We start from the raw sequence: 10,792 nt of genomic DNA, 5'->3' as shown, positions 1-10,792 counted from the left end.
AAGCTGAAACGCGCTTATAAGTCGTTTAAGACAGTATAGTACGCCAATTTGCAGGATTAGAGAGTGACAACTAGCTAACACGGGATTTCTTTTGCCTTTTTTTCTACTTAGTAAATTTCTTAAACATTTAAACTAAGGTGAGTTGCATTTAAAAGCAGCTAAATTGCAGTGTTTAAGACTTAAAAAACGCCAATACTGAAAATAGACAATGACCAGGGTTTCTTTTGCCTTTTTTTTCATTTGGTAAATTTCTTAATGTTTATAGCTAAAAGAGCCCAAGAGAGGTGTCATTCCAGTGCTTGGCACTGGAATCCAGCTTTTGATCGAAAATGTTGTATAGTACATAATCAATTTTTCTGGATCCCAGTGTCTGGGCACTGGGATGACATCATAGAGGCGCTGGCCCTGACAATCGTCATCCCGCAGCGGGATCTCTTGTTAGCGGATGAGATACCGCGAATGAATCGCGGTATGACGGTTCGTGGCGGAATGACGGTTAAGCAATTCGTCATCCCGCTGCTTGTTAGCGGGATCTCTTGTTAGCGGCTAAGAGATACCACGGCGGTATGACGGTTAAGTAGGGTGTCATTCCAGTCTGGAATCCAGAAATTTTGCTTATAACTGAGCTGATGAGCTAAGGGTTTACGCTAAAACAAACGTTTTTAATTAAGTTGCATAGGACCAGTGTCTGGGCACTGCTCCACTGGTGGTCCAAACTACAACGTTCGTACAGCTATGGAATGAATCGCAGTATGACGTAGGGCTGCACTAGCTATATAGGATTACCACGATGGATTTTTAAGATCGTTTATGGCCTTCTTAATATCTTCAGCCTTGAATATTGCCGATCCCGCAACTAAAATATCAGCACCTGCTTTTATTATATCAGCTGCGTTAGAAAAGTTAATTCCACCATCTACTGAAATTTGTGTTTTAAGATTACGCTCCTGTATCATTTTTTTTATAGTAGATATCTTGTTCAACTGTGAATGAATAAATTCCTGCCCTCCAAAGCCAGGGTTGACTGTCACAATCAGCACAATATCTAGCTCATGTATTATGTATTCAAGCACACTTGGGGAAGTTGAAGGAACAATTGAGACTCCAGCTTGAATCGGGTTTTTTGCGTCGCTTACATTTTTGTATGACTTTATCTTTCTTATCAACCTCTCAAGGTGTATCTCTGCTTCTGCATGTACAGTGATAATATCAGCACCAGCATTTATAAAGCTTTCAATGTGGTTACCAGGAGATTTGACCATTAAATGCACATCAAAAGGAAGATTGCTATATTTACGTATTGCAGAGACAACGCTAGGACCAATTGTAATATTTGAGACGAAATTCCCATCCATAACGTCTATGTGTATGTAATCCACACCTAAATCGCTAATTTTTCTTACTTCTTCTCCTAATTTTGCAAAGTCTGCTGAAAGTATAGAAGGTGCAATTTTAATACTCATGAGCTGTTCTTTACTAAAAGATAACTTATTTTTAAAACTCTGTCACCCTAATACTGTTTGCATCATCTGAGTAGCTATAGGAACTGAATACCGATACCGGCGATGGTTTATGCCTATTTAACTAGATCTTAAATTAGATAAAAAAAGGTAGTCTTGATAAAACTTATTTACAACAAGTTTTTTCACATTTGGATTTTCTGTTTGTTCTTTTTTGTATCCTAATTTATAGCTTATTGAATCCTTATATGAACTGATCGTTTTGTATGCTTTGTTCATCTCTCTAGGAAAGATGCCATTAGCAATTACGACGCATAACCCTGTAGCTGTCGCAAAAGCTAGAGTGGTAAATGCTAGACTCTGTAAAAAATTCCTTCCACTAATTTTTTTTTCCTGTATATTAGCAGAGTGCGATTTGCTTGATGCTTCTTCTAGATGTTCATGCCATATATGATTGCAGTTCGTACACTTTACCTTTCTTCCAAATGGACCAATTTGCTCAGAAGATACTAAGTAAGTTTTAGTACAACTATTACATTGTATTTTCATAGCACTTACATATAAAGTAGTAACAAGCTCAAATGATAGAGAACTATAAATTTAATATTAATATATATAACAAATGGAAGGTTTGCAACTAAAAAAAATACAAAGTGAGATAGAAAATATTTGGAAAAATAGAGAAAAATTTAATGACTGTAACCTAAAGGAAACAGCAAGAATAGCAATTAAAGAGGTAATTGAGCTCCTTGATAGTGGCAAAATTAGAGTAGCAGAAAAGCTATCAAGTGGAGAATGGTTAGTACATAAGTGGATAAAGCAGGCAATATTATTACATTTTCTCACTGAAGAAAACAAAATAATAGATAATACCAATTGCTGGTTTGACAAGATCGGTAACAAATTTAGTGAATGGAATGAGGAGAAATTTTGCCAGTTAAAAATTAGAGCAGTTCCTGGGTGTTTTGTCCGCCGATCTGCTTATATAGGTACAAATGTTGTTCTAATGCCAAGTTTTATCAACGTTGGTGCATATGTTGATTCAGGAACAATGATAGATACCTGGTCAACGATTGGCAGCTGTGCGCAAATAGGAAAAAACTGCCATATTTCCGGTGGAGTGGGAATAGGTGGAGTCCTTGAGCCTATTCAAGCTTCACCTGTCATTATAGAAAATAATTGCTTTATTGGAGCACGTAGCGAGGTAGCCGAGGGTGTGGTAGTTAGAGAAGGATCAGTCCTTGGCATGGGTGTGTTTATTGGAGCATCAACAAAGATTATTGATAGAGAAACTAGCGAGGTATTTTATGGCGAAGTGCCACCTTGTTCTGTAGTGGTACCAGGGTCTATTCCATCTAAAAATAACATTTCAACCTATTGTGCAGTCATAGTAAAAAAAGTGGATGAAAAGACAAGATCAAAAACCTCTATAAATGAAATATTGAGAGATTAAACTATCTCACTGCTTGTCGTCACTTTTTTTATCATTATTACTAACCACAGTAATGGCATACGCACATAACTCTGAGAAAGAGACTCCATTTTCTTGAGATAGTTTATATAATTTTTGTAGACTTTCTTTTACTTTGTTAGGAATATTCCCTCCACGTTCTTTTACAAGCCAGGAATCTTGATGATGAATTGGATGAGCATCACTTTTTGGATTTCCTATATATATTGCAAAAGGTGAACTTTGTCCTTTGAAGTCACATTGTACAGTAAATTTTTTTATAGATTCAGCCATCTAAAGACCTCTACTTTTCTTTTTGGTCGATTTTATAGCAGGTGGAAGAGGTGGTTTCTTTATAAAATCTTGTCTATTGACAACACTTTCTTTACCTTCCAAAGCTCGGCGAACATCAGCTCTGCTTAATTGCGACTCTTTTGCTACCTTCATTCCATGCTTTGCCATAATATTAGCATATGCTAGTACTTTTTTTACCAATGCTAGATCACCATCTAGCATTTGAACTAGCACTTGAAACACTTCCGCTAAAGTTAGTCCATCAGCATTTATAACCTTGTTTTCTATAAAATTGACAGCTTCTTCAAATTTGTATTCAATACTATCATCTTGAGGTATAAGGGCAACATAATCGGTGTTTTTGTCGTCCATAACTGAAGCACTATTACTCACAAACTTAAGTTTATACTATATATATAAATACTCTACTATTTTATATTATGGCACGCTATAGTTAAACATTTATTAATAACATGCTCACTTATATACACGAATTAATTGACAAAAGTCAAGGATCAATATCCATCAGTGATTTCATGAATGCCGTTTTGTACCATGAAAGATACGGCTACTATACGAGTAGATTACCACTTGGTAAGGATGGTGATTTTACTACTGCACCTGAGATCAGCCAATTATTTGGTGAAGTAATTGCAGTTTGGATAATGCATACATGGGAAAAATTAGGAAAGCCATCAAAATTTTCTCTAGTTGAACTTGGGCCAGGCAAAGGAACACTCATTCACGATATAATAAGAGTCACTAAAAAATACAGCAGCTTTTTTAATTCAATGTTGATCCACTTAGTTGAAATAAGCCCTACTTTACGGAAGATACAAAAGGAAAAATTAAAAGGCTTAGGTGTTAATTGGCACAAAGATATTGACAACCTACCAGAACAACCAACCATTTTTTTAGCAAATGAGTTCTTTGACGCTCTTCCAATAGATCAGTTTATTTACCGCGATGGGCAGTGGTACGAAAATAGGGTAACAAAACAAGATGATGGAGTGTCATTCCAGTGCTTGGCACTGAAATCCAGAAAGAAAGAATCATGGGTTCCAGTATTAGCGACTCAGACGACAAATGGAAAACTTTTTAATGGTGCAGTGGTGGAAATATGTTCAACTGGGGTTGAAATATTAAAAAAACTTGAGAAGAAGATACATAATAATAAAGGAGCTGCTTTGATTATAGATTACGGTTATGTATACCCCGCATATAAGAGCACTTTGCAATCGATAAAACAACATAAGTATGCTAATTTTCTTGAGAATGTTGGTAATAGCGATATTACTGCACTTGTAAACTTTCAAGTATTAAAAGATTCATTAAAACACGTAGATTGCGAGATTTTAACTCAAAGAGAATTTTTATATCTTTTTGGCATAAAAGAAAGAACCCAGGCTTTAATGAAAAGCGCAAGCGATGAACAAAAGAATAGGATCTTTAGTGAATTCTTAAGGTTGACTGAAAATATGGGCACTCTTTTTAAAGCAATGCTATTGATAGTATAGCTAAAATAATTTATGTTATTGGGAATGTTGTAACAAAATTAGGTATATTAGTACATACCTAAGTGGAGTAAAAGGAGGCTGACATAGCGGGTTTTATACTATTCTAGAAGTGATATACGGAAAAGGGGGGATTCGAACCCCCGACATATTTTCATATGTGCACGCTTTCCAAGCGTGTGCTTTAGACCACTCAGCCACCTTTCCATGCATATTCATAATATTGAAAATTGTGCTGCTAAACAATATAAAAACCTGGTATATAGGGTTCACCACGAAAATTTACAGTATTGTTAAACTTGCTTCTACAAGTTGGAAATGTTTTATCGCAACCTGCGAGTATTGAATATTTATCTCCAGCAAAAATTTGGTATGAAGGCGAAGTAAACAATGTAACCACTCTATTTTCATATTCTTTTACTATACCTTCAAACGCTGTTGAGCCAAAGAATTTCACTACTCCGTGCTTATAATATTCATCACTCTCAGTTAAATTCATGTCTTCAAATCTTCTTTCGTCTATTACTTTAGTGATTGTACTTATTTTACTAAATTTTTTGGTATCGGCTTTACATTTATCATCGCAAAATTGCGCTCTGCATGCAGGAGAGTATAATTCTGCTATGCTTCTCTCAAGCTTTGCTGAGAGCCCTCTAATTTCAACAATAAATCTTCCACTACTTAATGTCACTTTACCAAAAGTTCCTGAATGTAGATTCATTGTCCCCTGGGTCAAGTCTTTATAATTCACAAGAAATATTTCAATATTTGCAAAGTCGTACTTTCCTGATAAAACATCTTTTTCTTTAATATCAACACTATTTAATGTCCCTTCAATTTCTAGATTATCAGTTTTTAAATCGCTGTTTAATATTATACTACTGGCTGTAAATCCACTTGAAGATTTATAGAGTATATTATTAATATTTAAATCTTCATCATAGTCAGTGAATCCCATTACTTCTCCACCTGCAAGCGTTAATTTCCAGCACGTAGCGATGGTAAGTAATTCTTGAGCTAAATGATTTTTTAGTGTGGTTTGCATATGGGCCTCCTGTTTAATTGATTGAATTTGAAAGTAGCTATACGGCTAGTAGAATAAGGGAAGTGTGTTCTTTTCTCATCATCTAAGTAGCCATAAAGCGTCATTCCAGTGCTTGACATACAGCTTTACAAACAAATGTTTGTAAAGGCAGTATGTTAAGTGTTATAGCCGGTTTTGCCTCAAAGACAAAGGCAGTACCTTGACTACTTGGATCCAGAAAAATTGATTGTGCATTATACAACATTTTCGATCAAAAGCTGGATTCCAGCCTGGAATGACAGGAGAGGGGTGCTGGGATAACAAGGAGAGAAATACTGGTATGACAAAAATTGGCACTGAGACGATAGAAAAGGAGCATTATGGAATATGGCTACAAAGGCTTATACTCCTCAACATCACCTGATTTTGCATCTTCGATGCCTGAAAGGATTTCTTTAATGATGTTATAGCTTAGCTCAGGGTTATCTTCAACAACTTGACCAATTTTAGCCCAATGCTCAATTTGCTGCGGTACAGAACGATTTTGCAACATAGAATGAGACTGCACTATTTTCTCAAGCTCCCCATCAAGATTTACTGTTATATCCATGATATTGTTACTTCTACTTTAAGCTATTATACCATATATTGAAAATTTTTTCAATATAAACAATTTTCATCTGGAAATACACACCACATTGAATTGTGGTGTGTACTAGCTGGTTAGAAAGAAAACTTCACACCAGTAAGTAGAAGAATTCCTTGATTAGAAGGTACATCGGTACCCTTTTGATCTTTCAGCGCACCTTTTTCATCAGTCATAAAATAATGTAAGGCTGCGTAAGGAACAAATTTGCTCTTACTGCATGCAGGAGAAAGATCATATTGAACGCCAAGTGCACCATCGTGAAGCATATCTCCATCATTCATTCTACTGCCAAAGTATGTCAAGCTTGTGTAGATATTCTCATATTGATAACCAGCCCCTGCAGTCCAATACATTGTATCCTCTGTATTAAATTGCGTTAAGCCGCTTTTTCTAGCATTATCACTAGTATCTTTATACTTTTTTGCAGTGGGGCCGTATTCCTTAATACTCTTTGGTTGACCAGATTTGCCCAAGTATGCAAAAGAGGCAGCAAATTTTATGCCTTGGTCTTCATTAATCTTATAATCAGCGCTTACACCCAAATTCACACCCATTAGGTCATTATACTCCGTAAATTCTTTATAAAGATGCTTATCTTCATTTGGTTTTTTTGCCTGACCATACTCACCAACCACAGAGGTTTTAACTTTTATATTATGTTTACTAAAGTCATATTCATATGATGCACCAGCGCTTACTATGTGCTCATAGTCTGGACCAACATGTCTTATATCATTATCCTCCTTCACAATAAATAAACTACTATCATAGCGAGGTGAGTAGCTAATACCAAACCTTGCACCCATATAATTTGGTGAGTAGTAAGCAGCTCTAAACGGCAGTGTAGTCATAACGTCTTTATGGTACTTCCCTGCCATACGGAAAGAGAATCTTTCACTTTCACTTGAGAAACTTTCAGTGTAAAGACGTGGCGTTACGTAAAATGGAAAACTTGCAGCGCTCCCTTCTAAATTCACTTTTCTGAACCAGTCACTATCTGCAGCTCCATCAATAGTTGCAATTCTTGTTGCATCAAGTCTCATCAGAGCCTCAGGACCAAATTGATAACCAAGTTTCAAATCACCATATTTTGAATTAACAAACACATGCGCACTTCTGCCTTTTGCAGCATGAACACCCTGTGAAGCTCCCTTACCTTCAGTAACTGGGACATGAAACTGCACATCAGCACCATAAAGAAGTGCTAAATCTTCATTTTTGTTTTCAGCTCTTAAGTGCAATATTGCATCCGAAATCATACCCATGCTTTCGCTGTAATCACCAATATTTCCTATTCCTTCAGGAAATACCGGATTTGCTCCCTTTATTTCATCTTGAACATTGTTAAAATAATCTGTAGATTTTCCTGGCATAATGTTATAACGCTTATCACCAATTATTCCAGGTTTACCATGGCTTTGAGCATCAACAACACCACCGAAAGTTATTCTTAAGCCATCTTTTCCTTGGTTAGTGTCGATAATATCAACTCCACCAACTGAAACAACAGGATTTACCTTAACTTTTTCCTCTGTATTTTTGTTAATAACTTTTACATCTTTAGCTTTAATTTTAGCATTCTTAGCTTTAGAAACCTTAGTTTTTGAAACTTTACCTTTTTCTATATTAGAATTCTTAGCATTTAGAGCTTTCGCTTTTGAATCCTCTATAAGCTTTGCTTTTTTCTCATTTGCTAGCCTAATCTCCTCTGTTTTCTTCTGCTCGGCTGCTAATCTTAGCTCCTCTTTTTTCTTAAGCTCTTCAGCTTTTTTTCTTGGATCAGTATTACATATTCTGTCCATCTTTTCTTTCAGTTTTTTATTTGATGTTTTCATAACTTCCGTTTTTCCAGAAGTTTTTGTGCTCTCTTGCTTTTTTATTTCCTTCATACTCTCATCAGAAAAGTCAGCTGCAAAACTGCTGAAAGAACATAAAGTTAATAAAGAAACTAGAGCAGTTCTAGTATAAATAGATTTTTTCATGAAGTGCCCCCAAAAAATTTCGAAATCATTGTCTTAAATGTAAATAATATAAAAATGTTGAAAATTCAACTTAAAGCAACCTTATAACGAAAATAAAAGTAAAATGCAATACCTTAAAAGCAACTTTCTTAATACGCTCAACGTGTATATTAACCAAAATTTAGTACAGAGGTCCGCTTATTAGTGCATTATAACTCTACTATTTATTCTATGGAAGTAAAATTTTTCCACCACAAGTTATTTGCCATTCTTCTTTAAATTTCTTCAGATGTTCTTTTTTTTCGCACTCTAAAAGCAGCTCTTCCACGCTTTTGTTGTAGCTTTCAGTAGTAATCCTTCCCTGATGATGCATGAACCTTAAGTAAATCAAATAAGTATTAATTACATCCGTTTCGCAATAATCTCGAATCTCTTGTATTTTGCCGCTATCGTATAAGCCCATAACTTGTGACCCATCAACTCCAATCTTACCAGGAAGATTAAATGCTGCGCAAACTTCGTTCATTTTTACTCTTGCAGAGGCTCCAAAATCAGAGAGGGTTTCAAGTAAGTCACAATGCCAATCACTACTATATCTCTGATTATAACTATTCCACTTATCGCCAGCTTTATGAAAATATTCTGCTTGAATGCCATGGACCATAGCACGATACTTTAGCACTGGTATATCAAAAGTGCGTCCGTTGAACGAAACTAATCTTGGCTTTTTCTCCGATATGTAGTTAAAAAATCCTTTCACTAGCTCCTTTTCACTGGAATTTAGTGTGCCTCCAGATCTAATTTCTTGCAGTGTGAACACTTCGTAACCGCTCTGGCAGCTTATATTGCAAAGTAAAAAACTGATAACTACAATTTGGTGGAAGGGCTGACGCAGAAAAGAGTTCTGCCCGTTTGTTATTTCCAGGTGGTACTTTGTTAATGCATCCCTCTTCTCTTCTACACTACTATTGTCATCAATATCCAGCAAATTCTTGCAGGAATTTATATCCGGTATAGCTTCAATATCAAATACTAACAAAGAATTAAGCATTGCCTATATACTCCTCCGGACGGTCGATCCAAGGTCGCACTTTTACGAACAAAAAGAGGTGAACCTTGCACTCAAATAATTTTTCTAGTTCAGCACGTGCTTCGATATTAATTTTTTTAATATTACTGCCATCTTTCCCTAGCACTATTTTTTTATGACTATCTTTCAACACGAATATGATCTGTTTGATGACTAAACTCTCATCTTTTTTTTCCTCAAATTGTTCAGTTATAACAGCTGTAGAGTATGGCAATTCTTCATGCAAGTTCAAGAATAATTTTTCTCTCGTAATTTCTGCTGATAAAAAATTTGTCGAGGAATCGGTTATTTGATCTTCTTCATAAAACCAAGGGCTCACCGGTGCAACTTCAGACAAGTAACTCATCAAATCAGAAAGGCCATCATTCTTTAATGCTGATATCGTAAACACCTTTTCAAATTTATAAAGCAGATTCAGATGCTCATGAGCCATCTTGAGTTCTGGCCTTTTTACCAAATCAGTTTTATTGATAACCAAAATGCATCTGCCTTTTGTGCGCTGCAGTCGTGCAAATATAGTTTTTATTCTTTCTATGTTTTTTAAGTAATTGCTTACATCAACAAGTAACAAAGTGATATCATCACCCTTTATTGCTGACCATGCAGACTTGACTAAAGCTTTTTCAAGTTTTGTTTCTGCTGAGAAAATTCCTGGGGAGTCAGTAAAGACAATTTGTGTGTTGTTGCATGTTGCAATACCCCTTATTTGCGTCCTTGTTGTTTGCACTTTGGGTGTAACAATTGCAATTTTCTTGCCTATGATGCTGTTAATTAATGTAGACTTCCCAGCATTTGGTAAGCCAGCTATGGTTACAAATAAGCACTTTTGTTCTTTCACAAAGGAAATTATAAAGAAAACTGGATGACAGTGTCAAGCACTGGAATCTCGGCAACCCCTACGTCATCCCGCCTCGGTATCTCTAGATCCCGCTAACAAGTAGCGGGATGACGGTTGTCAGGGTAGCTGTCATCCCAGTGCGTGACACTGGGATCTAGTCTTTATCATGCAGCCACTTGGTTGAAATTACGTCTTCTGGATCCCAGTGTCTGGGCACTGGGATGACACCCTACTAGCGGAAGTTACTCTCGAATGTTTGTTCATGTTGCTATAAGTATTAAGAAATTTACCAAACGAAAAAAAAGGCAAAAGAAGCCCTGGTCATTGTCTATTTTCTGTATTGGCGTTTTTTTAAGTCTTAAACACTGCAATTTAGCTGCTTTTAAATGCAACTCACCTTAGTTTAAATGTTTAAGAAATTTACTAAGCAGAAAAAAAAGGCAAAAGAAACCCCGTGTTAGCTAATTGTCACTCTCTAATCCTGCAAATTGGCGTACTATACTGTCTTAAAC

General features: G+C 35.9%; 12 protein-coding genes and 1 tRNA gene. 3 read left to right on the top strand and 10 right to left on the bottom strand.

Annotation, left to right across the window (positions count from 1 at the left end; genetic code table 11):
• Positions 1 to 782 precede the first annotated feature (782 nt).
• Both rpe and OZD67_RS05205 read right to left on the bottom strand, forming a co-directional pair.
• On the bottom strand, positions 783 to 1,463 hold the full coding sequence (rpe, locus tag OZD67_RS05210) for a ribulose-phosphate 3-epimerase (RefSeq protein ID WP_182183454.1): 681 nt from the start codon (positions 1,461 to 1,463) through the stop codon (positions 783 to 785).
• A 117-nt stretch (positions 1,464 to 1,580) separates the two neighbouring features.
• Positions 1,581 to 2,009, bottom strand: a complete 429-nt coding sequence (locus OZD67_RS05205; RefSeq protein ID WP_182183456.1) for a zinc-ribbon domain-containing protein — start codon at positions 2,007 to 2,009, stop codon at positions 1,581 to 1,583.
• Between the two features lie 73 nt (positions 2,010 to 2,082).
• Between OZD67_RS05205 and dapD the strand changes: the two genes are divergently transcribed.
• The gene (gene dapD / locus OZD67_RS05200; RefSeq protein WP_182183458.1) at positions 2,083 to 2,913 is read left to right on the top strand and encodes a 2,3,4,5-tetrahydropyridine-2,6-dicarboxylate N-succinyltransferase; all 831 of its coding nucleotides are present in this window, start codon (positions 2,083 to 2,085) and stop codon (positions 2,911 to 2,913) included.
• Positions 2,914 to 2,919: 6 nt separating this feature from the next.
• Here the strand turns inward: dapD and OZD67_RS05195 are convergent, their stop codons facing one another.
• Positions 2,920 to 3,204 carry a DUF2610 domain-containing protein gene (locus OZD67_RS05195; RefSeq protein ID WP_007549418.1) on the bottom strand — a complete coding sequence of 95 codons (285 nt, stop codon included), beginning with the start codon at positions 3,202 to 3,204 and terminating at the stop codon, positions 2,920 to 2,922.
• A complete protein-coding gene (locus OZD67_RS05190; RefSeq protein WP_375138158.1) occupies positions 3,205 to 3,576 on the bottom strand; it encodes a hypothetical protein in 372 nt (123 codons plus the stop codon).
• A 101-nt stretch (positions 3,577 to 3,677) separates the two neighbouring features.
• Between OZD67_RS05190 and OZD67_RS05185 the strand changes: the two genes are divergently transcribed.
• A complete protein-coding gene (locus OZD67_RS05185; protein ID WP_182183461.1) occupies positions 3,678 to 4,721 on the top strand; it encodes a class I SAM-dependent methyltransferase in 1,044 nt (347 codons plus the stop codon).
• A gap of 117 nt (positions 4,722 to 4,838) precedes the next feature.
• Here OZD67_RS05185 and OZD67_RS05180 read toward each other — a convergent pair.
• Positions 4,839 to 4,925, bottom strand: a tRNA-Ser gene (locus tag OZD67_RS05180).
• Between the two features lie 31 nt (positions 4,926 to 4,956).
• Positions 4,957 to 5,763 (bottom strand): DUF2163 domain-containing protein, encoded by an 807-nt coding sequence (locus OZD67_RS05175; protein ID WP_182183463.1) that lies wholly within the window; start codon positions 5,761 to 5,763, stop codon positions 4,957 to 4,959.
• 226 nt (positions 5,764 to 5,989) lie between these two features.
• Between OZD67_RS05175 and OZD67_RS05170 the strand changes: the two genes are divergently transcribed.
• Positions 5,990 to 6,166 carry a hypothetical protein gene (locus OZD67_RS05170; protein WP_182183464.1) on the top strand — a complete coding sequence of 59 codons (177 nt, stop codon included), beginning with the start codon at positions 5,990 to 5,992 and terminating at the stop codon, positions 6,164 to 6,166.
• Here OZD67_RS05170 and OZD67_RS05165 read toward each other — a convergent pair.
• From OZD67_RS05165 to era, 4 genes are all read right to left on the bottom strand, one after another.
• Positions 6,134 to 6,352 carry a TA system antitoxin ParD family protein gene (locus tag OZD67_RS05165; RefSeq protein WP_182183466.1) on the bottom strand — a complete coding sequence of 73 codons (219 nt, stop codon included), beginning with the start codon at positions 6,350 to 6,352 and terminating at the stop codon, positions 6,134 to 6,136. The two genes, OZD67_RS05170 and OZD67_RS05165, sit on opposite strands and share 33 nt — an antisense overlap.
• A 113-nt stretch (positions 6,353 to 6,465) precedes the next feature.
• The gene (locus OZD67_RS05160; protein ID WP_182183468.1) at positions 6,466 to 8,373 is read right to left on the bottom strand and encodes a WD0745 family porin; all 1,908 of its coding nucleotides are present in this window, start codon (positions 8,371 to 8,373) and stop codon (positions 6,466 to 6,468) included.
• A 208-nt stretch (positions 8,374 to 8,581) separates the two neighbouring features.
• On the bottom strand, positions 8,582 to 9,403 hold the full coding sequence (locus OZD67_RS05155; RefSeq protein ID WP_182183469.1) for a 3'-5' exonuclease: 822 nt from the start codon (positions 9,401 to 9,403) through the stop codon (positions 8,582 to 8,584).
• Positions 9,396 to 10,280 (bottom strand): GTPase Era, encoded by an 885-nt coding sequence (era, locus tag OZD67_RS05150; protein ID WP_182183471.1) that lies wholly within the window; start codon positions 10,278 to 10,280, stop codon positions 9,396 to 9,398. Before era ends, OZD67_RS05155 begins: the two co-directional genes overlap by 8 nt.
• Positions 10,281 to 10,792: the final 512 nt, after the last annotated feature.

Source organism: Wolbachia endosymbiont of Drosophila nikananu (assembly GCF_028981865.1).
Lineage (GTDB): Bacteria > Pseudomonadota > Alphaproteobacteria > Rickettsiales > Anaplasmataceae > Wolbachia > Wolbachia pipientis_B.
This window is presented reverse-complemented; position numbering and strand designations above follow the sequence as displayed.

Coding starts and splice junctions, on each gene's coding strand:
- rpe (WP_182183454.1), bottom strand. CDS start 1,463: ATGAGTATTAAAATTGCACCTTCTATACTTTCAGCAGACTTTGCAAAA.
- OZD67_RS05160 (WP_182183468.1), bottom strand. CDS start 8,373: ATGAAAAAATCTATTTATACTAGAACTGCTCTAGTTTCTTTATTAACT.
- dapD (WP_182183458.1), top strand. CDS start 2,083: ATGGAAGGTTTGCAACTAAAAAAAATACAAAGTGAGATAGAAAATATT.
- OZD67_RS05190 (WP_375138158.1), bottom strand. CDS start 3,576: ATGGACGACAAAAACACCGATTATGTTGCCCTTATACCTCAAGATGAT.
- OZD67_RS05185 (WP_182183461.1), top strand. CDS start 3,678: ATGCTCACTTATATACACGAATTAATTGACAAAAGTCAAGGATCAATA.
- OZD67_RS05175 (WP_182183463.1), bottom strand. CDS start 5,763: ATGCAAACCACACTAAAAAATCATTTAGCTCAAGAATTACTTACCATC.
- OZD67_RS05205 (WP_182183456.1), bottom strand. CDS start 2,009: ATGAAAATACAATGTAATAGTTGTACTAAAACTTACTTAGTATCTTCT.
- OZD67_RS05155 (WP_182183469.1), bottom strand. CDS start 9,403: ATGCTTAATTCTTTGTTAGTATTTGATATTGAAGCTATACCGGATATA.
- OZD67_RS05195 (WP_007549418.1), bottom strand. CDS start 3,204: ATGGCTGAATCTATAAAAAAATTTACTGTACAATGTGACTTCAAAGGA.
- OZD67_RS05165 (WP_182183466.1), bottom strand. CDS start 6,352: ATGGATATAACAGTAAATCTTGATGGGGAGCTTGAGAAAATAGTGCAG.